At 42.0% G+C, this 24,981-nt stretch carries 23 protein-coding genes; 1 reads left to right on the top strand and 22 read right to left on the bottom strand.

All coding sequences use genetic code 11. The features are described from left to right. Positions 1-39 precede the first annotated feature (39 nt). The 19 genes from hisB to J7E77_RS15465 all read right to left on the bottom strand — a co-directional run bounded on the left by hisB (position 40) and on the right by J7E77_RS15465 (position 21,678). Positions 40-627 carry an imidazoleglycerol-phosphate dehydratase HisB gene (gene hisB / locus J7E77_RS15555; protein WP_214715555.1) on the bottom strand — a complete coding sequence of 196 codons (588 nt, stop codon included), beginning with the start codon at positions 625-627 and terminating at the stop codon, positions 40-42. A gap of 27 nt (positions 628-654) precedes the next feature. Next, positions 655-1,935 (bottom strand): histidinol dehydrogenase, encoded by a 1,281-nt coding sequence (gene hisD / locus J7E77_RS15550; RefSeq protein ID WP_214715554.1) that lies wholly within the window; start codon positions 1,933-1,935, stop codon positions 655-657. A 1-nt stretch (position 1,936) separates the two neighbouring features. Then, on the bottom strand, positions 1,937-2,575 hold the full coding sequence (gene hisG / locus J7E77_RS15545; RefSeq protein WP_168245662.1) for an ATP phosphoribosyltransferase: 639 nt from the start codon (positions 2,573-2,575) through the stop codon (positions 1,937-1,939). Further along, positions 2,568-3,740 carry an ATP phosphoribosyltransferase regulatory subunit gene (locus J7E77_RS15540; RefSeq protein WP_214715553.1) on the bottom strand — a complete coding sequence of 391 codons (1,173 nt, stop codon included), beginning with the start codon at positions 3,738-3,740 and terminating at the stop codon, positions 2,568-2,570. The genes hisG and J7E77_RS15540 overlap by 8 nt, the downstream gene beginning before the upstream one ends. Before the next feature lie 105 nt (positions 3,741-3,845). Continuing rightward, positions 3,846-4,034, bottom strand: a complete 189-nt coding sequence (locus J7E77_RS15535; protein ID WP_214715551.1) for a hypothetical protein — start codon at positions 4,032-4,034, stop codon at positions 3,846-3,848. An 85-nt stretch (positions 4,035-4,119) separates the two neighbouring features. Then, a complete protein-coding gene (locus tag J7E77_RS15530) occupies positions 4,120-7,836 on the bottom strand; it encodes a bifunctional 2',3'-cyclic-nucleotide 2'-phosphodiesterase/3'-nucleotidase (protein ID WP_214715549.1) in 3,717 nt (1,238 codons plus the stop codon). Positions 7,837-8,137: 301 nt separating this feature from the next. After that, positions 8,138-8,665, bottom strand: a complete 528-nt coding sequence (locus J7E77_RS15525; RefSeq protein ID WP_214715547.1) for an acyltransferase — start codon at positions 8,663-8,665, stop codon at positions 8,138-8,140. A 5-nt stretch (positions 8,666-8,670) separates the two neighbouring features. Next, a complete protein-coding gene (gene ppaX / locus J7E77_RS15520; protein WP_214715545.1) occupies positions 8,671-9,315 on the bottom strand; it encodes a pyrophosphatase PpaX in 645 nt (214 codons plus the stop codon). Then, positions 9,308-10,252: a nucleoside recognition domain-containing protein gene (locus J7E77_RS15515; RefSeq protein WP_214715543.1), complete on the bottom strand. Its 945-nt coding sequence runs from the start codon at positions 10,250-10,252 to the stop codon at positions 9,308-9,310. Before J7E77_RS15515 ends, ppaX begins: the two co-directional genes overlap by 8 nt. Before the next feature lie 30 nt (positions 10,253-10,282). Further along, the gene (gene lgt / locus J7E77_RS15510) at positions 10,283-11,101 is read right to left on the bottom strand and encodes a prolipoprotein diacylglyceryl transferase (protein ID WP_214715541.1); all 819 of its coding nucleotides are present in this window, start codon (positions 11,099-11,101) and stop codon (positions 10,283-10,285) included. A 21-nt stretch (positions 11,102-11,122) separates the two neighbouring features. Further along, entirely contained in the window at positions 11,123-12,058 is a 936-nt protein-coding gene (hprK, locus tag J7E77_RS15505; protein WP_214715539.1) for an HPr(Ser) kinase/phosphatase, read from the bottom strand. 291 nt (positions 12,059-12,349) lie between these two features. Continuing rightward, positions 12,350-12,715 carry a phage holin family protein gene (locus J7E77_RS15500; RefSeq protein WP_214715537.1) on the bottom strand — a complete coding sequence of 122 codons (366 nt, stop codon included), beginning with the start codon at positions 12,713-12,715 and terminating at the stop codon, positions 12,350-12,352. Positions 12,716-12,730: 15 nt separating this feature from the next. Continuing rightward, positions 12,731-13,840, bottom strand: coding sequence for a DUF4097 family beta strand repeat-containing protein (locus J7E77_RS15495; protein ID WP_214715535.1), 1,110 nt, complete (start codon positions 13,838-13,840; stop codon positions 12,731-12,733). A 43-nt stretch (positions 13,841-13,883) separates the two neighbouring features. After that, positions 13,884-14,198, bottom strand: a complete 315-nt coding sequence (locus tag J7E77_RS15490; protein ID WP_088089577.1) for a magnetosome magnetite crystal formation protein family — start codon at positions 14,196-14,198, stop codon at positions 13,884-13,886. 318 nt (positions 14,199-14,516) lie between these two features. After that, positions 14,517-17,390: an excinuclease ABC subunit UvrA gene (gene uvrA / locus J7E77_RS15485; protein ID WP_214715533.1), complete on the bottom strand. Its 2,874-nt coding sequence runs from the start codon at positions 17,388-17,390 to the stop codon at positions 14,517-14,519. 7 nt (positions 17,391-17,397) lie between these two features. Beyond that, positions 17,398-19,377, bottom strand: coding sequence for an excinuclease ABC subunit UvrB (uvrB, locus tag J7E77_RS15480; protein ID WP_214715531.1), 1,980 nt, complete (start codon positions 19,375-19,377; stop codon positions 17,398-17,400). Positions 19,378-19,599: 222 nt separating this feature from the next. Beyond that, positions 19,600-19,839, bottom strand: a complete 240-nt coding sequence (locus J7E77_RS15475) for a DUF2198 family protein (protein WP_246869601.1) — start codon at positions 19,837-19,839, stop codon at positions 19,600-19,602. Between the two features lie 106 nt (positions 19,840-19,945). Then, the gene (panF, locus tag J7E77_RS15470) at positions 19,946-21,397 is read right to left on the bottom strand and encodes a sodium/pantothenate symporter (protein ID WP_214715529.1); all 1,452 of its coding nucleotides are present in this window, start codon (positions 21,395-21,397) and stop codon (positions 19,946-19,948) included. Further along, the gene (locus J7E77_RS15465; RefSeq protein ID WP_214715527.1) at positions 21,394-21,678 is read right to left on the bottom strand and encodes a YhdT family protein; all 285 of its coding nucleotides are present in this window, start codon (positions 21,676-21,678) and stop codon (positions 21,394-21,396) included. The genes panF and J7E77_RS15465 overlap by 4 nt, the downstream gene beginning before the upstream one ends. A 185-nt stretch (positions 21,679-21,863) precedes the next feature. Between J7E77_RS15465 and J7E77_RS15460 the strand changes: the two genes are divergently transcribed. Next, positions 21,864-22,121, top strand: coding sequence for a hypothetical protein (locus J7E77_RS15460; RefSeq protein WP_214715525.1), 258 nt, complete (start codon positions 21,864-21,866; stop codon positions 22,119-22,121). A gap of 278 nt (positions 22,122-22,399) precedes the next feature. Here J7E77_RS15460 and J7E77_RS15455 read toward each other — a convergent pair whose 3' ends face one another. The 3 genes from J7E77_RS15455 to J7E77_RS15445 all read right to left on the bottom strand — a co-directional run bounded on the left by J7E77_RS15455 (position 22,400) and on the right by J7E77_RS15445 (position 24,950). After that, on the bottom strand, positions 22,400-22,975 hold the full coding sequence (locus J7E77_RS15455; protein WP_214715523.1) for a YdhK family protein: 576 nt from the start codon (positions 22,973-22,975) through the stop codon (positions 22,400-22,402). Between the two features lie 216 nt (positions 22,976-23,191). Beyond that, positions 23,192-24,559, bottom strand: coding sequence for a 4Fe-4S binding protein (locus J7E77_RS15450; RefSeq protein WP_214715521.1), 1,368 nt, complete (start codon positions 24,557-24,559; stop codon positions 23,192-23,194). After that, positions 24,546-24,950, bottom strand: a complete 405-nt coding sequence (locus tag J7E77_RS15445; RefSeq protein WP_214715519.1) for a hypothetical protein — start codon at positions 24,948-24,950, stop codon at positions 24,546-24,548. The genes J7E77_RS15450 and J7E77_RS15445 overlap by 14 nt, the downstream gene beginning before the upstream one ends. Between the last annotated feature and the right edge of the window lie 31 nt (positions 24,951-24,981).

Genomic DNA, 24,981 nt, shown 5'->3' with positions numbered 1-24,981 from the left:
TTCTTACCTTCTGTTTGATGGTGCCTGACACCAAGGTTTTTATAACATCCCTTTTGTCGATGGCACGCCTTTGATGCGTGGGTCGATGGTCGTTGCTTCGTCTAGGGCACGGCCGAGTGCTTTAAAGACGGCTTCGATCATATGGTGTGTATTTTGTCCGTAATGTACGATAACATGAAGATTCATCCGAGCCTCTAATGCAAGCTTCCATAAAAATTCATGAACAAGCTCGGTGTCAAAGGTGCCCACTTTTTGTCCTGGAAACTCGGCTCGCATTTCGAGATGCGGACGATTACTAAGATCGACGACTACCTGTGCTAAAGCTTCATCCATCGGTACAAAGGCATTCCCGTAGCGCTTAATTCCGCGCTTGTCCCCCAGTGCTTCACGAAGCGCCTGCCCTAAACAAATGCCAATATCTTCTGTTGTATGGTGATCGTCTACTTCTGTATCACCATTCGCATTAACTGTAAGGTTGAATTGCCCGTGCTTTGTGAATAAATCAAGCATATGCGTCATGAATGGGACACCCGTTTCAAGATTGGAATGTCCGTCACCATCTACTTCTAATTTCAATTGTATTTGCGTTTCATTTGTATTTCGTTCAACACTTGCGATTCTTTCCACGAACGGGACCTCCTTATTTTATGAAAGCTATAACTTTCCGTCATTTTTCAAACGAATTTCCACTGCCCTCGCATGGGCCTCGAGCCCTTCCATCCGGGCGAACTCAGCAATTTTTGCACCATTCTCGATTAAAGCCTTTTCACTGTAGATAATCACGCTCGATTTCTTTTGAAAATCGTCCACATTTAGTGGACTGGAAAAGCGAGCGGTTCCGTTTGTCGGCAGGACATGATTGGGACCTGCAAAATAGTCTCCCACGGGTTCGGAGCTGTAACGACCAATAAAGATCGCTCCTGCGTGACGAATTTTTCCAAGTAACTCAATGGCATTTTCTGTGATGACTTCTAAGTGTTCAGGTGCTAATTGGTTTACGGTTTCCACTGCTTCGTCCATATCTGCTGTTACGTAAATCACACCATAATCGGCAATCGAGCTGGCGGCGATGTCTTTTCGCGGCAGAAGTTCCAGCTGCTTTTCGACTTCCAAAGCAACTGCTTCGGCTAGAGTTATCGATGGAGTAACGAGAACACTGCAGGCCCGCGGGTCGTGCTCCGCTTGTGATAGCAGGTCAGCCGCCAATTCGTCCGCCTTTGCCGTGTCATCTGCCAAAATGGCAATCTCACTTGGACCGGCGATCATGTCGATGTCCACATCCCCGAAAACCTCTCGTTTTGCCAGCGCCACAAAGATATTTCCCGGACCGGTAATTTTATCAACGGAGCGAATCGATTCTGTTCCATAGGCGAGTGCCGCAATCGCCTGAGCCCCGCCAACCTTATAGATTTCTTCGACGCCGGCTTCCTTTGCAGCCACAAGTACCGCTGCTGGCAATTGACCTTGGTCGTCAGGAGGTGATACCATCACAATCCGTTTCACACCAGCGACTTTCGCCGGAATCACATTCATTAGGACGGATGATGGATAGGCAGCTGTTCCACCTGGCACATACACGCCAACCGAATCAAGCGGCGTTATTTTTTGACCAAGAACGGTTCCATTTTCTTCGGTGGTCATCCATGATGGCCGGAGCTGCTTTTCATGAAATGCTCGAATATTTTCCGCCGCTTCCTGGACGATCGAGATAAAACGCTGATCGATCTGCTGATAGGCTGCCTCGATTTCTTTATCTGTTACGGAAAAAGAAGATAAGTTCACACGGTCGAACTTTTCGGTATACTCTCTTAACGCTTCGTCACCGCGAGTGCGAATCTCCGCAATAATTTTTTTGACAACATCCTGCTGTTCTGAGGTACCCGCTTCAATCGAACGTTTAATCGAAATCAGTTCACTCACTTTTAGTATTTTCATGTTAATAATCCCCCACTGAAACTACTTCACTAAGTCGTGTCACTAAATCGTCGATCTGATTGTCTTTGATCCGATAGCTGACAGGATTGACGATCAGCCGCGATGTTACATCGACAATTCTCTCGTACTCGACGAGACCGTTTTCCCTCATCGTCCGTCCAGTCGACACAATATCAACGATTCGATCTGATAAACCAATGATTGGGGCCAGTTCGATCGAACCATTTAATTTAATAATCTCGACTTGTTCCCCCTGCTCACGAAAATAAGCCTCGGCCACATTCGGATATTTAGTGGCCACTCTCGGTGCAACATCATTCATTTTCGTATCGGGAAGACCCGCTACTGCCAAATAGCAGGCGCTGATACGTAAATCGAGGAGTTCGTAAACATCGCGCTCTTCCTCAAGCAATACATCCTTGCCGGCAATACCAATATCCGCAACGCCATGCTCGACATAGGTTGGAACGTCTGTCGGTTTCGCTAAGATAAACCTTAGTCCCTCATTTTCAACCTCAATAATTAATTTTCGGGAATCATCGAATTCCGGCGGAAGCTGATAACCAGCTTTCCTAAGCAGGTCGGCCGCTTCTTCAAAAATCCGCCCCTTCGGCATCGCAATCGTTAGTACATTATTCATCGGCACGCCCTCCTAATAAGTAGGTAGTATCCGCAAATTTCTTTGTATAGGCATCAAGATTTTTGACACCATTGATATCCTGAAGCACTGTCCTCTTACCTTGTTGATGCATTTTTTCGGCTAATTGAAAGGCTTCTCTTCGTCGCTCCTGGCTGAAAAAGATGCAGGTCACTGTGTTTTCGATATCATAGCTTCCGAGTGCCTCTAAAAGTCGATCAAGGTGAACCCCAAACCCGGTCGCACTTGCTTTTTTTCCAAATTTCTCTATTAAGCTATATCGACCGCCATTCCCAATTGGAAAGCCAACCTTCCCTGCGTAAACTTCAAATAAAATACCAGAATAGTAGCTCATATGGCTGACGATGGTTAAATCAAATTTGACTTGATCCTGTACACCGTAATCATTTATACAATCCCATAATTCCTTTAGTTGTAAAATAGCTTGCTTACCTTTTTCATTTTCTATTAGGTCGAGTGCTGTTCCAATTATTTCCACTCCACCTCTAAGGTCAAGGAACTGCAGAAGTCTCTGCTTATCAATCGATGATAGCGAAAGGGAGTTCACATGCTCGCGGTAGCCGACATAATTTTTTTCATAGAGAAATCTTCTTAACGAATCGGCTCGCTCATCTGTGCCGAGGATTTGTAAAAATAATTCCTGGGCAAAGCCAATATGGCCGATAGATACTTGGAACTCCGATAATCCTGCTTTTTTCAATGAAGAAATAAGTAATGATATGACCTCTCCATCACAAGAAACCGTTTCGTCATTCAAGCATTCTACACCGATTTGCTCAAACTCAGCAGGCCGGCCGCCTTCACGTTGCTGCGCCCGGAAAACGTTCGCAGAGTATGCTAACCGAAGCGGCATGTCATCCTGCAATAGTTTCGATGCTGCTACTCTGGCAATTGGTGCTGTCATGTCAGGCCTCAAAACGAGCGTATGGCCCTCTTTGTCAAGCAATCTAAACAGCTGGGCATCCTGAATGGCTGATGCGGCTCCAACGGTTTCATAGTATTCCAGTGTAGGTGTTTCAATAAATTGGCAGCCCCAAAGTTTGATCGTATCCTCCATTAAGGTCCGAACACGATGTTTCTTTTCATATAACTCCGGCAGCGTGTCTCTCATGCCTAAAGGCTTTTCAAACATAAACAAGCGACTCATCCTGCTCATCCTTTATCGTTAGATTACTTTGTTTTTATATTGCATATTTTCTAAACGCTTTAGTCTGCTAATGTGATAATGAATTAAAGTATTTTTAGTTTACCTCTAGGGAACCTTTCCGTCAATGAAATTTTGAAGGAATTGACCAAATCTAGATAGATTTCCGCCAAACTTTAGTGGATTTTCAGCCAAAAGACCATGAATTCCGCCAATTTCCTGATTTATTCCGCCCAAAGAGTAATTTAATAGTAAGTTTACTACAAAAAATGCCTGGTTGCGAAAACCAGACTTCAATATTTCATCCTATTTATTTTTCGACCATAATAAAAAAGCGCCCCTGAAAAGTTTCAGAGGCGCTTCAGATTACTACGCTAGTTTTTCACCAGAACTTTGAATTGCTTTTAACAAGAGTAACGGAAGTAGCGTTGCTTGTATTCCCAGCTGCATCCGTTGCAGTGAAGGTTAAGACTTTCCCATGTGTTTGTGCTGATTTAAATGAAATAGTGAATACTCCGTTTTTATCAGCAACCGCACTACCTAACAATGTATTTCCTTCAAAAACTTTAACCGTTGAACCAGCCTCTGCTTTTCCAGTAACGTTCTTAGCAGGGGCAATGATTTGTCCAACCTGCGGCGCGTTAGGAGCGACATTATCAATCAAAATTCTACCTTCAATTTGTGCTGAAATTGGTCCGGTAAAGGATTTTACATAATCAATAAACGCGTCTAAATCAGTCATCTTTGTGACGCGATCCGTTCCTTGTTTTAGAACAACGAAACCATCGCCGCCGTCAGCCATGAAGTTATTGACCGTAACAGAATAAACTTTATTAGGATCAATTTTCGAACCATTTGGAAGGTAAATATCGAGCACCTTTTGCCCAAGCGGTAAATTATTGGTCCAGGTATACTTTAAGCCTGAAATTTGCATGATACGGTTTCTGTCTGCTGCAAACTGTTGATTTAATAATGTTCTTACTTGCCCACCAGTAAGGTTCATTGTCACGATATCATTTCCGAATGGCTGGATGGCGAATAGGTCGCCCCAAGTGATTGGTCCTGCTTTCTTAATTTCATCACGGATACCGCCAACGTTCATAAAGGCAAAATCGGTGTTTGTAGCTGCTTTCATACCATCAGCAATCAGGTTACCAAGTGCCGTTTCTCCATCTGAATTTTGAGTACGAGAAATCGGAGCAGTTGCTTCCCCAACTACTTGGCCTGTGATTGGGGCAATATCTGCCTGATATTTATCAAGCTCTGCTTTGATTTGTGTATCTGGAGTAATCGCATCTCTGAAGGTGGATGCAATTTCAGCTTGTTTCTCCACAATATCTTGTGTGACTGGGTCAATGGTCAAATCAACATCAGAAAATGCTGTACCATATGAATAAGATTGTACTAACAATTTACCATCAACCGTTGAGTTCAAATACTTGTGATCATGTGCACCATAGATAACGTCAACCTCGTCATCAATCGATTTGGCCATATCGACAACTTTACCTGTTGGATTGTCTCCATTTGTTGCTGAAGTTCCAGGATCATGGGCAAGAACCACGATAGATTCTACACCTTTGCCTTTTAACTCAGCCGCATATTTATTGACTGCTTCAACTTCATCTGTGAATTTAACGCCTGCGACACCGCTTGCCGTAACGATACTTGGTGTTTCCGTTGTAACGACACCGATGAAGCCAATCTTTACGCCATCCACTTCTTTGATTGCATACGGAGGTAAAATTAATTCGCCTGTTTTTTCATCCTCCACGTTGGCAACAACATATTGGAAGTCGGCTCCTTCAAATTCACCATACTTTTCAACCGTTTTTGGATGGGCACCACCATTGATTAAACGCTTCATTTCTGTTACGCCTTCATCAAATTCATGGTTACCGATGGTACCAATGTCCATACCGATTTCGTTCATAAAACGGATGGTTGGCTCATCTTGTAATAGCGCAGAAACTGGACGGCTTGCCCCTACTAAATCTCCAGCTTGTACCATTAAGGTATTAGCGGGGTTAGTTGCTTCTCTTTGTTTTAGGTAACCAGCTAAGTATTCAATACCGCCGACTTCACGGTTAGAAACTTTAGTTGTATAGTCTAATTGTCCATGGAAGTCATTGATTCCTAATAATTGAACGTGAACGTTTTGGTCTAATTCAAATAACTCGTATCCTGCTTTAGTTGTTGATGCTCCGAGGTCTTTTACCTCTGGTTGTTGTCCAAGGTATGCCATAGCATCCGGTGCAGAGTGGAATACTAATTTTGCACCCCCGCCAACAGGAGCGATCTTCCAGTTGTTGTCCGCTACAGGGTTGATTGTAACCTTTGCACTAATATAATCCATAAGGATTTGACGGTTTTCGAATGGAGAATCAACTACCACTTTAGCATTCTTCAATTCAGCTAGACCGCCGCTTCCCCCCGCACGGTAGTTATTCGTTGCAACGATGAATTTTTGGTCCATCTGAACAGGTGTTCCATCCAACATCCTTAAGTTAACAACGCGCTCGCCTTTTGGCTTGGTTACATCAATTTCGTATTTAACACCGTCAATGACATCATAATTGTAAGGACGGAAATCATAATCAAGTAAGTCCTGATTTCCTGCTTTATTCGGGTCAATCGTATTGAATTGTTTTGCTGATTCTTCGATCCATCTCTTCACTTGATCTCCTGTTACTTCAACCGCTTTTAAGGTGTTATCAAATAAATACAAATCAGCTGCACTCTTGATTGTTACGTCACCTTTAGCAATATTCGTGTAGTCAGTTACACCGCCGCGGCCGCCCTTAAACGGTGCTGCCGCAGATAGGACTGGATAATTCTTATATTCTGTGTTCGCAATCGCTTTTTTCACGTAATCCATTTGTGCATTGTTAACAATTTGTGTGGAAGCGTCATCCATAACACGTGTGAAGAAGCTGTGCATTGGAATCTCCGTCGTACCGATTTTTCCACGTACATACGCAAGTGTTTGGTCATGGATAGCTTGTGTATCACTAACAATTGTCGCGTCTGAAGCTGTATCAGCCGTAACGGCACGGTTAACCGATTTAGAATTGGCCTTATCAACAGTCCACTTGCCATTTGCTTCCTGAACAAGTGCTAAGTCAAGCACACCAAGGTTATTTCCCCAGAAGCCAGCTTCAACAGCTTGAACATCATTGATTTTACCATTAGTGTTATCGATTCCAGTCTTACCGTTAAATGCTGCATCGCCAGGGAAGTTTACGTGAGCATGTCCGAAAAGCATGGCATCAATGCCAGGTACTTTTGTTAAATCGTACACGGCATTCTCTGCTGCTTCTTGGCCTTCCGCAGTGATATCACAGCCAGAGTGTGCTATGGCTACAATTACATCTGCTCCTTCCGCCTTCATTTGCGGAATAAATTTATTAGCTTGGGCAACAATATCTTTTGTAATGACATGACCTGTTAGGTTATCTTTATCCCACTGCATGATTTGCGGTGGAGCGAACCCGATGACCCCAACCTTGATTGTTGACTCATTGCCAGAAGAATCTTTTATATTTTTATTGATAATTTCGTAAGGAGTGAAATAGTTCAAATCATTATCAGGGTTGGAATCATGATCATCTTCATAGATATTAGCGTTTACAATCGGAAATTGTACTTCTTCCTGAACATCTTTTAAGTAGTCTAACCCATAGTTAAATTCATGGTTTCCCACAATCCCTGCATCATATTTTAAATAGTTCATTGCCTTGTAAATAGGATGGGTATCATTTGGTCCAAGTTTATTTACTTTTGCTACATAACTTGCAAGAGGATTTCCTTGAATCGTATCACCCGCGTCGATTAGCATGGAGTTGTTAACTTCAGATCTAGCTTGTTGGATTAATGTCGCTGTTTTAGCTAAACCATAATTCGTTACTGGTGCATCTTTGAAATAATCATATGGTAAAACATTAGAATGTAGGTCAGTAGTTTCTAAGATTCGTAGAGTAGCTGTGTTTCCGGTAGCAGCCTTTACATTATAAGGTATTGCGGGCGAGACGATAGTACTAAGTATCAAAGCTGTGGCAGCCAATTTGCTTAATCTACTAATATCTTTCTTTTTCTTCATACGCTTTATCACCTATCCCTTTGGATTATTCTTTCTACTAAGAATACAGGCCACGAGATTATGTAAAGGTTATCCTCTCCTTTTCTAAAGATCCCGACAAAAAACGGCAAATTTTTAATAGAAATGTAAACTATTAAAAAATTGCCGATACCTATTCTATGCACAGGGATTGAATCTTTTCGTATAGATGCACTACTATTATAAGGTTCTGCATCAAGAACAAAAATGTGCCTTAAATACTGTTTTTTTGAAGTATTTTAAAAATAGCAAAAAAAACCTAGTCGGAATTGACCAGGTTCATCTACTTTCTATAAATCGGGTCTTCTGCCCAACGCTTTTCTAGTTCTTCTTGCGTGGAAATAAGTCGCATCGGATTCCCGCCAACAAAACATCCAGGAGGAACGTCCTTATGAACTAAAGTTCCCGCCGAGACAATCGCCCCATCACCAATCGTGACGCCTGGAAGTATTGTCGAATTTGCACCGATCATCACTTCACTGCCAATAACAACCGGACCCAGCCGGTATTCTTTAATTAAATACTCATGCGCAAGAATGGTCGTGTTATAGCCGATGACGGTATTGCGGCCGACGCTGATTTTTTCTGGGAACATGACATCCAGCATGACCATTAAGGCAAAGGAGGTCTGCTCGCCCACTTTAAGGCCCAGAAAAACACGATAGAGCCAATTCTTCATCCCCAAGAATGGCGTATAGCGTGCCAGTTGGATCACAATAAAATTTCTGACAACCTTCCAAAAAGGCACAGTCTTGTAGACGTGCCATAAGGAATTTGCCCCTTCAACAGGGTAGCGGGTCGTATTTCTCACTCATTTCACTCCCCGAGAATGGTTAATAAGTCAGCCATGTTCTCTAGAATATATTCTGGTTCGTACTTTGCAATATACTCTCTACCTTTAATCGACCACGCACAGCCAGCCGTTACAGTCCCAGCATTTTTGCCTGCTAAAATATCGTGGTAATTATCGCCGACCATCATCGTCTCTTCAGGCGAAGAATCCAGCTGTTCTAATGCTTTAAATATCGGTTCTGGATCAGGCTTGGTCTTGCTGACATGTTCGTAAGCAACAATCACCTCAAAGAATGGTTCAAGGTTCATCAGACGCAGACCCTTCATTGTCACATCATGACGTTTCGTCGTTACAACTCCGAGCTTATACCCTTTTTCTTTTAAGGACCGAACCGTTTCCGTGACACCGATAAATTCCTTCACTAGCCTATCATGATTGGCAATGTTAAAGGTGCGGTATTCTAAAATCATTTCCTCAACCTGATCAGGGTCGATACTGCCAAACGCCTCGTGCAGCGTAGGTCCGAGAAATGGCAACACATCCTCACGCTGGTACTTGCTTGGGTAGTATTTTTCCAGTGTGTGCAGGTACGTCGTAATAATTAATTCATTCGTATCAATTAATGTTCCGTCTAAATCAAATAGAATCGTAGTAATTTTGTTAGTCATAGGTTGCTTCCTTTCTTTTCACAAGCCCCGAGCGTTTCCAAATCGTACCGACAATTAGGGTCAACACAATTGCAACCCCGATCCGGATGAGAAACAACGGCAAGACTGGAATACCAAGCGGAATAAAGATTAACGTATCCTCGACAACCGCATGGCAGGCCATTAGAAAAATAAACGCCAGGGTTATATCCTTTTTGCTGACTCCATCTTCTTTAACTGCCTGAATCATCACACCGGCACCATAGGCTAAGCCGAACAACAGGCCGGCTGCCATCGTGGTCGAAGTGTTCTCCTGCATGCCCAAGGTTTTGGTAACCGGAGCCATCGTCTTTGAAAATTTATTTAACCATTGTATGTCTTTTAAAATTTGAATCACGACCATTAACGGTATGACAATCATTGCTAGCTGAAAAATGCCCAGCCCTGCTTTTTGAATGGCTTCGAGGAGAATTCCGCCGACTCCCACAGCAGGTTCGGCACTCTGCTCAATAAATCCATATTGAGCGGTCTCTCCGCCGCCATGCCAGACAAGATTAATCACTGCTGCGGAAAGCAAGGCAAGACCTGGTCTTGTGACGAGAACAATCCACAGCTTTACACCGGCTTTCATGGCAACGCCTGATTCAATAAATAAATTATGTGAAAATGACAGCATTACTGCTAAAATAAACACTTCTTTTACCGAAAAATCAAGCGTTAAAATTGCTCCAATCGCCGCATAAAGGTTGAGAAAATTCCCAAGTACAAGCGGAATGGCCGCATCCCCTGACAAGCCAATTAGCTTCATAAGCGGGGAAATCACTTTAATGATCCATGGCAGTACGGGTGTATACTGCAGTACTGCCACAATCAGGGTCACAGGAAAGATAATTTTTCCCAATGCCCATGTTGTTTTAAAGCCAACCAGCAACCCCTTTTTTAATGAATTAAATAGCATTTCCCCCATACTCTCCTTTAAAGATTCCGATTAGAGATTCTCTTGGTCTAAATAACGTCTCTCCGTAATCTGCTTTGTTCGACGATAAATGAGAATGGCTAGTGCACCAATCACCAATGCAATCGATATCGTTTGCGCCATCCGAAGACTTCCAAGCATTAAACTATCGGTCCTTAATCCTTCGATAAAAAAGCGGCCGATCGAATACCAAATCACATAGGTTAGGAACAGTTCCCCGCGCCGGAAATTGACTCGACGTAAGAAAATTAATAGGAAAAAGCCTGCAAAGTCCCAGAGAGATTCGTAAAGGAACGTTGGATGATAATAGGTTCCGTTAATATACATTTGATCAATAATAAATGTAGGCAAGTGTAAGTTTTCTAGGAAAGTTCTTGTTACTTCTCCGCCATGGGCTTCCTGGTTCATAAAATTTCCCCAACGGCCAATCGCCTGTCCGAGAATAATACTTGGTGCGGCAATGTCAGCAATCTTCCAGAAAGATAGGCCGCGTTTTTTGGAAAACACATAGGCGGTCAGGACGGAGCCAATTAATGCACCGTGAATGGCGATGCCTCCATTCCAAATTTGCGGGATATCCGCCGGATGTTTGACATAATATTCCCATTCAAAAATCACATAATAAATTCGGGCCGAAATAATCGCAATCGGAATGGCCCATAGCATTAAATCTGCAAACGTGTCTTTATCAAGTCCCCTTCTATTTCCTTCCCTAATGGCAAGGTACAAGGCAAGTGCCAGACCTGATCCAATAATAACCCCATACCAATGCACCGAAATAGGCCCAAGTGTAAAGGCAATCGGATTTAGCGGTTGAATTGTTTCGTTCATCTGTCTATCTCCTCTTCCCCTTTAAATCTCTTCATGGTCACCGTCTTCAATGACATCAGACAAGCGCTCAGTAAATTGTTGCGCAGCATTCACGCCCATTCGTTTCAGACGGAAATTCATGGCCGCTACTTCAATAATAACCGCGAGATTTCGTCCCGGACGAACGGGGATGGTTAACTTAGGTACATCCGTGTCGATAATTTTCATTGTCTCTTCATCCAAACCAAGACGGTCATACTGTTTTTTGGAGTCCCAAATTTCTAAATTCATAACGAGTGTGATGCGTTTATTACTACGGACCGCACCTGCACCGAACAGTGTCATCACATTGATAATCCCTAAACCGCGGATTTCTAGTAAATGCTCGATTAAATCCGGAGACGTCCCAACTAAGGTATCCTGGTCTTCCTGACGAATTTCAACGCAATCGTCCGCGATGAGACGATGACCGCGTTTGACTAATTCTAATGCGGTTTCACTTTTACCAACACCGCTTTTTCCGGTAATTAACACACCAATCCCATAAACATCCACTAAGACACCATGGACCGCCGTCGTTGGCGCCAGCCTGCTCTCTAAGTAATTGGTTAGGCGGCTGGAGAAACGGGTCGTTTTCATGCCCACACGTAGAACAGGAACTGATTCACGCTCTGATGCTTCAATCAGCTCTATGGGTACCTCAATATCTCTGGTGACAATAATCGCTGGAGTGATATCGGTACATAAACGTTCCATTCTTGAAATCCGTTCGTTTTCGGAAAGCATTTCAAAAAATGATAGTTCTGTTTTTCCTAAGAGTTGAATACGTTCCGCGGGATAAAATTCAAAATATCCAGCAATTTCAATTCCTGGACGGGAGATGTCACTCATAGTAATCGGGCGGTTAATTCCTTCTTCACCGCTGACCAATTCAAGTTTAAATTTCTCTACTATATCTTTGGTACGAACTTTCGGCATGGAAACATCCTCCTTAACTAGAAAAGCGTAAGGCGCCTGCCTATCGGCGACAAGCATAAGACGAGCCGGCATGAAGGTTGCTCTTTAACCTTCTTGACGGATTGGCTTATGACCTCGAGCCGATGGCGCCTGGAGCTAGACAGCAATAAATTTTGAAAACATAAAAATTCCATTTCCATTCATTTTAGCATTTTTTAATGAATAACCATACTTTCCTGTCTAAAAAATTGATTTGGATATTTTTTTCAAAAAAAAAAAGAGTGCACACCTATTAGGTGAACACCCTTACCATTAATCCTTCGATTTCCTTGATGGTTGCAGAAGCGTTTTTTGAATAATCAAGTTTACAATTGACATAAGTACAGCGAAAAAGAATGCCATGCCAAAACTAGAAATCTCAAAGGCGTCACCCATCAAATAGTCCGTCAGTTCAAGCGTAATGGCATTGATGACAAATAGAAACAACCCTAAGGTTAAAACTGTTACTGGCAAAGTAAATAAAACCAGGAGCGGGCGCACCAAAACATTTAATATAGACAATAAAATGCTTGCCTGAAGTGCAGCGCTAAATCCAGTTAATTGAAAGCTTTCGTGAAAATAACCCGCAAGTGCCATAAATAAAACCGCATTAATTAAACATCCAATCAGCCATCTCATTTTCGGCTCTCCTAGTTATACATCTTGTGATCTATGAATTGCGATGGAACCAGTTTTTGTGTCAGCATAGATTTTCACCATTTTATCAGGATGATTAATAGATTGGAAGCGGAGCGATTTCTGAATCATTTCGCTTTTCTCCTCCAGTATCTGCACACCGACTAGCTGCAGATTAAAACCGCCAAGATTGGTCTTAAGCTCCCCATTTACTGGCAACGCTTCAGGGACGAATAGGTCGATCCCGCCAGTAGTCGCTTTTACTTGTATTACTTCTGCGCGATTTCCGCTGATATTATAGCTGATGTTTCCATTAAAGGATTGCGTTTCTACATTTTTGAAATCACCATCAAGTTTGATTCCCCCGTTAATGGTCTCTGCCTCAAGATCATCAATTTGACTGTTGATAATCTTGATTTTTCCGTTCGCTGTTTCAACCTCTGCTTTTTTACCTTTTATCCGTTCAAGGTTTATTTTCCCATTTGCGGTTTTCACCCTTAGGTCAGCTACATTCATTTCTTCCCCTAATACAGTGCCATTAAACATCCTAATACGCACGCGCTCATACTCAGATTTTGGCACATAAATAACGGATTCAACTTTCATCCACTTTTGCTGAGTCATAAAACGTAATTTTTGATTCTCAACAGAAAAAACGACATCTCTTAAAAAGTTCTGCCGCGCTTGGTCTGAGTTTTCCACCCTAAATACCTTCGCCTGGCACTCAATTCGTACATCTGGCTGGTCCCATGCAGCAATCTTTATGGACCCGTTAGCTACATCAATGTCCATATTTGTCAGGTCGACATCACCTTGGTGGAAAATATGTGAGATTTCGATGGATTGGCCAAAGTTCAAATCAAAATCAAAATCTTTGATTTTTTTCAATGCCGTATCGACAAAATCAAAAATCTTCTCCTTTGTCGATTGGTATTTCGCCTGTAAAGGGTCTTCCTTTTTCGTTTCTTCAAAATTCACAGCTGTCGAGAGTTCATTCACAATCTGCTCTTGCTTTTGCTCCATCGTCTGCTGGGCTTTTTCGAGTTCATCAAGCAATGTTACTGCTTCATCCACGGTCAACTTGCCTTCTTCAACCATTTTTAAAATCCGCTTTTTTTCTTCTTTCATCTTCTTTTCCACCCCAGAATCATAAATTTGTCTCACTTTATGCTTATTCAGAAACTAAGACCTTTACGCCTTTGATAATGTTCCAGATGACGACAACAAGCCAGATAATCAAAAGGACAACCATACTTATAATGGTAAAAGCAGGCACCCTGTCTTGAATAGTGGCGAAATCATAGTAGATACCGAATACAATAAATGGTGTTGGAATCAGTGGAATTAAATGCGATAGTAGTGATTTTTTGGCATGTCTTTTTGTGACTTCATCTCCCGTCGCGATAAACACGATCAGCGGAAAAATGAACCCAGCGAAAAAAATACTAAAATAGCACAAGCTTGAAAGAACCTTTCTCGTTTCCATTTTTGCGCCCAACTCCTTTATCTTTTATTTACGAAATGGGAGAGGAGAAAGTTTCGTATATTTTTAGAAAAAGTGGGTGCCTTCTTGGTTGCGTTTGAATTAGGCAGCTCTTTGGTTTAGATTCCGCCGAATTGACCCGGAATACCGCCAAACTTTAATTTATTCCGCCCACCTCACTATTTATTCCGCGAACTCTCAAACTTATTCCGCTGATTCCAGCCGTAATTCCGCCAAACCCACATTTCCCCGGAGTTCAGCTCATAAAAAAGAACCGAATTCAGAAGGCATCCCCTCCGAATTTCGGCTCTTCTTTACTACCTATGCTTTTATGGTACTCTTATCTTCAATTTCCTGTTTCATTCGTAACCGGTCTCGTTCAAGAATTGGTTTTAAGTACTTGCCCGTATATGATTCAGGAACTTCGGCTATCTTTTCAGGTGTTCCGGTTGCCACAATCGTTCCGCCCTTGTCGCCGCCCTCAGGTCCAAGATCGACAAGGTAATCGGCTGCCTTAATGACATCGAGATTGTGCTCAATCACTAACACTGTATCGCCATTATCAACCAAGCGCTGCAGCACAACGAGTAAACGTGAAATGTCATCGACATGAAGACCTGTTGTCGGCTCATCTAAAATGTAAAAGGATTTCCCTTGCGAGCGACGGTGCAGTTCAGAAGCGAGCTTGACGCGCTGCGCTTCTCCTCCAGATAAAGTTGTCGCCGGCTGCCCTAATTTAATATATCCGAGGCCAACATCATAAATGGTTTGCAGCTTGCGGCTGATTTTTGGAATGTTTTCAAAAAATTCAACACCAGCTTCCACGGTCATATCGAGGATATCTGAAATGTTTTTTCCTTTGTACTTTACTTCTAAGGTTTCGCGATTATAACGCTTGCCATGGCAGACTTCGCAAGGTACATACACATCGGGTAAAAAGTGCATTTCAATTTTGATAATCCCATCACCGCGGCACGCCTCGCAGCGTCCACCCTTCACATTAAAGCTGAAGCGGCCTTTTTTATAACCACGGACCTTCGCTTCGTTTGTGTTCGAAAACACATCACGGACGTCATCGAAAACCCCGGTATAAGTGGCAGGATTCGAGCGCGGTGTTCGGCCGATTGGCGACTGATCGATATCGATGACTTTTTCTAAATACTCAATTCCTTTAATGCTTTTATGTTCACCAGGTTTTGTTTTTGCACGGTGCAGCTTTTGTGAAAGTGATTTATGAAGGATCTCGTTGATAAGCGTACTTTTCCCTGACCCCGATACACCTGTTACTGCAATAAACATACCAAGAGGCAGCTTCACATTGACATTTTTTAAGTTATTTTCAGAAGCACCCTTGATTTCAATAAAACGTCCATCCGGTTTGCGGCGCTCGAGTGGCAGCGGAATAAACTTCTTCCCTGATAGATATTGACCTGTCAGTGAATTCGGGTCAGCCATCACCTCAGCAGGTGTACCAGCCGAGACGATTTCACCGCCATGCACCCCGGCACCTGGGCCGATATCAATCAAATAATCCGCAGCAAGCATGGTGTCCTCATCATGCTCGACGACAATCAAGGTGTTGCCGATATCGCGCATGTTTTGCAATGCCCCGATTAAGCGGTCATTATCCCGCTGATGCAGTCCGATTGACGGTTCATCCAAGATATATAGGACACCCGTTAAACGCGAACCGATTTGTGTGGCCAAGCGAATACGCTGGGCTTCCCCGCCTGAGAGCGTACCAGCTGTCCGGCTCAGTGTTAAATAATCGAGACCGACATTAATTAAGAAACCTAGCCGTTCACTAATTTCACGGAAAATCAATTTGGCAATTTGCATTTCTTTTTCTGAAAGGTCTAATTGTGTAAAAAATTGATTCGCTTCTTCAATCGAAAGGTCGGTAACATGGGCAATATGCCGGCCATTAATTAGGACAGCCAAGGTTTCCTTTTTTAAACGGTAGCCTTTACAGGTTGGACATGCCTGCTCACCCATGTATTTTTCCATTTGCTCCCGGATGTAATCAGAGCTTGTCTCTTTGTACCGGCGCTCAACATTTCTAATGACACCTTCAAATTCAATATTACCCTCACGAATCTGGCCAAAATCATTTTCATAGCGGAAATAAATCTTTTCACGCCCTCCCCCATAGAGGACTTTTTCCAACAAATGTTCAGGGATTTCCTTAACAGGGGTATTCATATCCACTCCGAAATGATTGCATACGGCCTCAAGCAATTGCGGATAATATTGAGAACTTGTTGGCTCCCACGGGGCAATCGCATGCTCTTTTAGTGTCAAATCACGATTAGGAATGACCAGATCGAGATCGACTTCAAGCTTAGAGCCAAGCCCATCACATTCTGGGCAGGCGCCAAACGGACTGTTGAAGGAAAACATCCGCGGTTCTAGTTCTCCAATTGAAAAACCACAGTACGGACAGGCATGATTTTCACTAAATAACAGTTCTTCTTGTCCGATTACGTCAACAATAACCTTACCTTCGCCCAGTTTCAGTGCGGTCTCGAGTGAATCGGCAATCCTTGCCGACACCCCTTCCTTGACAACGATCCGGTCGATAATAACCTCAATCGAATGCTTTTTGTTTTTTTCAAGCTCGATGTCATCACCAAGGTCAATCATTTCCCCATCCACACGGACACGGACAAATCCTTGTTTCTTGATATCCTCGAACACCTTCACATGTGATCCTTTACGGCCTGAAATAACAGGTGCTAGGATTTGCATTTTGGTCCGTTCCGGGTATTCTAAAATACGGTCGACCATCTGCTCAATCGTTTGCGAGGAAATTTCAATTCCATGAATCGGACAGGTTGGGTGTCCGACCCTCGCAAATAATAACCGTAAATAATCATAGATTTCTGTCACCGTACCGACCGTTGAACGAGGGTTCCGGCTTGTTGTTTTTTGATCGATGGAAATGGCCGGGGAGAGGCCCTCAATCGCATCCACATCCGGTTTATCCAACTGGCCAAGGAATTGCCGCGCATAGGCAGACAGGGATTCGACATAGCGCCTCTGCCCTTCTGCATAAATCGTATCAAAGGCAAGCGAGGACTTTCCTGAGCCGGAAAGTCCCGTCAGTACAACAAGCTTATCTCTCGGAATGGTGACATCTATATTTTTCAAATTGTGGGCTCTGGCGCCTTTCACAATCAGTTTTTCCATTGCCATAGTAACGTCATCCTTCCGCCTTAAGTTCCAATATTAAATCACGAAGCTCAGCTGCGCGTTCAAAATTTAGCGCCTTGGCTTCGACCTTCATTTCTTTTTCCATCGTGGCAATTAGTTTTTCTTTTTCTTTCTTCGACATTTTACTGAACGATGCCGCTGGTTTGTAATCTTCCTGATCTTCTGCTGCATGGGTGGCACGGATGACATCGCGAATATCCTTCTGAATCGTCATTGGCGTGATTCCATGCTTGCGATTATATTCTTCCTGAATGGCACGACGGCGTTTCGTTTCACTTATCGCTAATTCCATCGAGTTCGTGATTTTGTCTGCATACATGATGACATGTCCATGGGCATTCCGGGCGGCACGGCCAATCGTTTGGATTAACGACCGTTCGGAACGAAGGAAGCCTTCCTTGTCGGCATCTAGAATCGTAATGAGCGAAACCTCTGGTATATCCAGTCCTTCTCGGAGCAAGTTAATTCCGATGAGAACGTCATATTTGCCTAGACGCAGTTCTCGGATAATTTCAATCCGTTCGAGTGTCTTAACCTCGGAATGCAAATATTGAACTTTAATACCGATTTCCTTTAGATAATCGGTTAGGTCCTCGGACATTTTTTTCGTCAAAGTGGTAACCAGGACACGTTCATTTTTCCTAACCCGTTCGTGAATTTCACCAATCAAGTCATCGATTTGCCCCTCAATTGGACGGACCTCAAGTGTTGGGTCCAAAAGTCCTGTCGGGCGGATAATCTGCGAAACCATTTCCGGCGTATGCTCAAGCTCGTATGGTCCAGGTGTGGCTGAAACAAAAATAATATTCTGGATATGCTTTTCGAACTCATCAAACATTAACGGCCGGTTATCAAGCGCTGAGGGCAGACGGAAGCCATGATCAACAAGTACCTGTTTCCGCGCTTTATCCCCATTAAACATCCCTCTCACTTGCGGTAAGGTAACATGCGACTCATCAATCACCATCAAAAAGTCCTTTGGAAAATAATCAAGCAGTGTATACGGTGTCGAGCCCGCATCCCTTAAGGTTAAATGGCGCGAGTAATTTTCAATCCCTGAGCAAAAACCCATTTCACGCATCATTTCCAGGTCATAGCGCGTCCGCTGTTCAAGTCGCTGAGCTTCGAGCAATTTATTATCATCTCGCAGTTCTTCCAGACGAACTTCCAGTTCTTTTTCAATATTTTCAATCGCTATTTTCAGCTTTTCTTCCCTTGTAACGAAGTGGGATGCTGGAAAAATTGCTACATGTTCTCGTTCCCCAATGATTTCTCCTGTTAATGCATCGACCTCACGAATTCGATCAATTTCATCACCAAAAAACTCGACACGCATGCAGTGCTCATCACGAGAAACAGGGAAAATCTCAACAACATCGCCACGGACACGGAAAGTTCCGCGCTTGAAATCGATATCGTTTCGGTCGTATTGAATATCGACTAATCGGCGCAATAGTTGATTGCGCTCCACTTCCATACCCGTTCTGAGCGATAACACCATTTCACTATATTCTTCAGGAGAACCTAATCCATAAATACAGGAAACAGAGGCAATCACAATTACATCTTTCCGTTCGAATAGGGAAGATGTCGCTGAGTGCCGCAATTTATCAATTTCATCGTTGATACTAGCATCTTTTTCAATGAAGGTATCGGTCTGTGGGACGTAAGCCTCTGGCTGAAAGTAATCATAATAGCTGACAAAATACTCGACTGCGTTGTTTGGGAAAAATTCTTTAAACTCACTGTAGAGCTGTCCAGCTAGTGTTTTGTTGTGGGCGATGACAAGGGTAGGTTTATTTACTTCTTTAATCACGTTGGAAATCGTAAATGTTTTACCCGTACCTGTAGCGCCAAGCAGCGTCTGCTGGCGTTTATTGTTTCGAATACCCTCGACTAATTGTCTGATTGCCTCGGGCTGATCCCCTTGTGGCGAGTACTTTGAAACTAATTCAAATTGGTCCTTCACAAATATTTCCCCTCCCGAAATATCAATCACTTTTCAGCATATGTACCTTGTTAATGGACCGGGATGGTTGCTTTCAAGTGTATCCACTAAAATTCATATTAACATTTTACCACATTCACCTAAAAACAAACCAATAATATGCGAACGAATATTCGTTTTTTTTAAATTTCAACACAAAAAGCCTGCCATTTTCCTGACAGACCCACTAAAACTTCGAATGTATTAACTCTTATTAATGGCCCTCTGCTTCATTTTTTCAGCCATCCAAAACCCTGCTGTTAACGAGAAGGCATCCACTACGATGAGCACAAATGTGTTGGTATACCCTTTATATACTGAAGTAGCAATCAGGGCAACGGTTAAAATTAGCCCGATGACCCGGTTGTAAGTAACCCTTGTAAAAAGCAAGACCAGCAGCCCTGGAAGAATAAGTGCTGACAAATATCGAATAACGGTTTCCAATGAGTACACCTCATTCATACATTAATTTCTGTTAATTCATTCTAGAAATTATTGCACATAATTGCAACAAAAATGATACATGAACTGCCTTTCGAAGCGCCTTAGCTTATTTTTCCATTCTAACGTTGATCATACCTTCGTTTTGCTGTGTAAATAAACTAGTTACCACGAATCCCAGGAGAGAAAGAAGAATAGGGAGGACCACCGTGTGAAACCCAAATGCATTTGGATAAAATTGATCTAATAGGATATAGGAACCCATCCCTAAAACCATCGAAGTGATAGCCCCGTATTTATTGCCCTTACTCCAATACAATCCTAAAATGACCGGCCAAATAAAGACCGACTCGAGTCCTCCAAAAGAAAATAGATTCAGCCAAACGATTAAATCGGGTGGACTTAACGAGAACAGAATGACCACTATTCCAATAATCGCCGTCACGCTGAAACTAACCTTTTTCACAAGGTCGTTCCCTGCATCCGGCTTAATGTAATTTAAATAGACATCTTTTACAAGAGCAGAGCTAACCAAAATTAATAGAGCGTCCACCGTCGACATGATGGCTGCCATCGGTGCAGCGAGAACGATGCCCGCAGCATAGGGCGGCAGTACTTTCATCGATAACAAAGGCATAACAGTATCGCCGATTTTCACACCTGGCAGAACAGGTCTTGCGAACACGCCAATGAGATGCATACCCAGCATGATAAAACCGACGACAATGGTTCCAATAATAATCGCACTATGCATGGCCTTTGAATTTTTATAAGACATCGCTCGGACAGCAATTTGCGGCAAGCCGACGACACCAATCCCTACTAAAATCCAAAAAGAGGAAACAAAAGATGGAGTTAAACTACGTTCCGCACCATAGGGACTGATTAAATTTGGATTTTCCGCTGCTAAATCTGAGATGATCTTGGGAATTCCTCCACCTGCTTTAATCGTTGCAATGAGAAGGATTAACGTTCCCCCGAACATGACTACACCTTGGATTGTGTCTGTGATCGCAACCGCACGAAAGCCGCCGACAATAACAAAGACAAGGACGGAAAAGGCAAAAATTAATAAAGCAGTCGTATATGGCAGGCCTGTTAAACTTTCTACCAAACGTGCTCCGCCAATCCATTGGGCGGTCATCGATGAAAACAGAAAGATGATAATACTTGCGGCTGAGAATAACACGACCGCTTTACTTTTATAGCGCTCTTTTAGAAAGTCAATTAAGGTGATTGCCTTGTACTGACGGGATATAATCGCAAATTTCTTCCCCAATACCATTAACGTAAAATAACCGGTTGCTAATTGGGCCATGGCAAGCAGGACCCAGCCTAATCCTTGCGTATAAGCGACCCCGGGCCCTCCGATAAAGCTGCTGGCACTTCCATACGTCGCAACCATCGTCATCGCCAGGATGAATCCGCCCATTTGACGTTCCCCTAAAAAGTACTCCTCCAAGAAAGAACTAGATTTAATAACAAATTTGTTTGACCACATCCCAACAGCGAAGATAATCAATAAGAAAATAAGTAAAGGTGTAATGACGGCCCAGTTCACTGGTTTTCCCCCTCTTCCACTTCAAAAGGAACATCCTTGAATAAAACTCTTACGGAAAATATAACGAGTATAACCATAACAATAAAGCCAAGAATACAGCTGTAAAAAAACCATGCTGGCAAACCATATATGTACGAATATTGTTCTACTTTGGCCGAACCAAGCCCATAGGCAAAACCGTACCACCAGATAAAATTAATCAAAACAAGAATAATTCCAATTAGGGCTTCTCTGTGAGCGATCTTGAAACGCTTGTCCAGTGGATTGCTGCTTTTTTTCATTTGATTCCTCCTGGGTGAAAATTCTCTCTAACATCATCAAGTTATTTTAACCAATAATGAAAAAATATCCAATTTAAAACTATTTTCTTCAATTAACTTTTTCATAATATCAACACCAAATCTCCCTTATTTCTGCAAATTTTTGATTTATGATTAAGGTAAGAAAAGAAAGGAGTTGTTGAATAATGAAAAAGTATGTTGTAGGTATTCTAAGTACAGCATTAATTCTTGGGGCTGGCACAGCAGTATTCGCAGCAGGAAATAGCAGTTCTAGTAATGGAAAAGGTTTTGAAAAAATGTTGCCGTTTATGCAAAAAATGCATCCATATTCATCAAAGGACGAATTAAAAGACATGTACAAAGCATGTCATGAAGATAGAGGGATGATGGACGGGACAAACAAAAAGGAAATGAGTAATGAAAATATGATGAATAGCTTTTAATATTTAATAACATAGGAGTATTAGCATTAAAGGAGTTGATGAATGCCTAGCAATGATAACCAATTGAATATAATAACTAATAATTTTATCTATTAAGTACTTTCCAAAAAGGGCATCCAAATCAAAAAATGAAAAAAAGCTCTGACAACTTCCCCCATGGTCAGAGCCTTTTTTCATGTAATTCGATTTTAGACGGTACATTAAACTTATTCACAGTTTGTACACAAAAGGCAACAGAATGAGCTCATTCTGTTGCCTTTCTTGTCTAATTCTAACCTTTATTTGGTTGAAAGTTCACTTTCTGTTACCCATTTATGATTTTTCACTTTTTCTCCCCCAGCAGCCGGAGTGTAATCAATCATATATACAGTTGTTTGTTCGGCTGAATCAATTGTCCCAGTTGCACCCTTCATACCTTCCATGTGGTCAGCTTCTATGGTAACTTCTGTTCCAGGTTTTAATGTTTCACTACCAGCATTCTTTATTTCTTCTTGAATAACCCATTTATGGTTCTTCACTTTTTCTCCACCTGTTGTTGGAGTATAGGAAACCGCGTAGGCTGTTGTATCATATGCACCCACAATTGTTGCTTTTGCACCGTTCATACCTTTCATATGGGCAGCTTGGATAATAGCTTGACTTCCAGCTTTATAGGTTGGATTCTCTTTCTCCATTAAACCTTTCGGAATTTGACCTGAACTAGAATGCTCCATATGATCCATATTCATACTTTTATGGTCCATATTTTTATTATTTTCATCATCACTTTTCTGATCACTGTTGCTCGCACAAGCAGATAACAAAAATATTAATACAAAAGAAACAAATCCTACTACCAATCTTTTACTTTTCATGATTACCTCCTAGAAATCTTATTTCTAAAGTATTCTACATCAAAAGTTTGCAGAAATTATGAAGAATTATCTTGCAATGCTCGTATAAATATAAATCTGTTTCTACGCGCTGTATTTTACATATTACTCTTAGATTACTAATCTAAATGGATAAAAACTATAAAAAGAAGAACCTTTCGGTCCTTCCTTTCTTCATCTAAATAAGCCAGTCTTTAATTAAACTCTGTGCATCATAGGTAGAGAGAATAAATAAATATTAGTGATTGCAAGAACAGTCATGAGTACGTAGTAAGAAAGCATGGCCTTAAATGCTGTCTTTTTGCCTTTTCCCATTCTGTACACAACATAACAAGTGCCTACCAATCCAATTAAGATTACAATATATTGAATCATTTGTACGGTTGGTGTGGAAGCGAGACTTAAACTCGCTGGATTGGAATCGACCCCAAATAATCTGATCGAATTAAACCAAACGGCCTTTCCTTCAGTGAAGATATGGAAAAGGTTATGAGCTAGGTGTCCTGCTAAGTCTAAAGGAATAATTGCATAACCAAAACGTGTAAAGTTCTTTTTGATTGTACCATCCATGCCAAGAGAAGATGCTAGTTTTGCAGTTCCTAACAATAGTAGAATCGGTAATGCCATAGCAATGATAAAGGCGATCGTAAAGTTAACAACATAGCTTGAAGTACCAGTAACAGACCCTATTGCTTTTAAGATAGCCTGCCAAGGTTCAAGCATCGTAATATTTTGTACAAACACAATCCCCATAATAACAGCTGCTAGAGAAGCATGCTCAAGCTTTGGATTTTTTAAGCCCCATAACTCTTTCGTAGGAACTCTTGTTGTAATTTTGACTGAATTATTTGGACAGTTTTTCACACAGTTTCCGCAAATATTACATTCTGCACTCGACTCCATTGTTCTAGGGAATTGGAACATTGGACATCCTTCCACACCTTCAGTTCCTTTATAGCAGGATTGCACTTTACATGTTTTACAAATATCAGGTGTTGCCTGAACTTTTAAAGCTCCAGAGCGTGAATAGTTCCCAGCAAGACCACCAAGGAAACAAAGCGTCTTACAGAAGGTTCTTCTTTCATAAAAAACGGAAGTGGCTACAACCATTGTGACGAGTAAAAGCAATAAATATCCTGAACCTCTTGGCGACTCGACAATTCCCCACACATGGTCACTATAAGTAATCATTATAAAGAATAAATCAATCAACCAAATACCATATTTTTTTAAAAACTTTGGCATCGGTCTCTTGCTGCCAACAAATTTCCGGACAATATCACTTAATTTACCGAACGGACAGATGGCACACCAGAAGCGGCCAGTTACTAAAAATAGAACAGGTATAATCGGCCACCATAACACCCATGTCATCGTGGTACCAAAGTTTTTACTTGGATCAACAGTTCCCATAACTAATTCATAAACAATAATGGAAAATACAAAGATAACGATCCATTGAAAGATTCCAGGATACCATTTGCTTTTAACAAATTTCTTCACAACTGGTAGGGATAGAAGATCAAACGATTCCTTTTCAGGTAAGTTTTTCTCAGGCATTGCCATTGTTTAAATCCCCCTTTCTTCTAAACCATTTATTCCAAACACCTATTAAGATAAATGATAGATTTACTGCTCCAAAGGTACCTAACACTTTATAATTTGGCGGTAGTTCAACCATTGCTGCATGATGATCGTGAGCTTCACCACCGCTACCTTCCATGTCTGTTCCGCTGTCATGATTCATTCCTTCCATGTCCGTTCCACTGTCATGGTCCATTCCTTCCATGTCATCACCCTCACTGGATGCATCTTGATCCTTTGTACCACTATTTTTGAGGGTCTCTGTTGCTTGTTTTATGTTTGGGCTATGAGAATGCCCCTCATCTGCTAAAGCTCTTACATCGAATGAGAAAATAAATGCTAATGTAAAGATAAGTAAATATAGTTTTTTCAATTTTTCCACCTCCGGAAAGTTAATTATGCAA

The sequence above is a fragment of the Bacillus sp. ISL-77 genome, from assembly GCF_018613105.1.
This window is presented reverse-complemented; position numbering and strand designations above follow the sequence as displayed.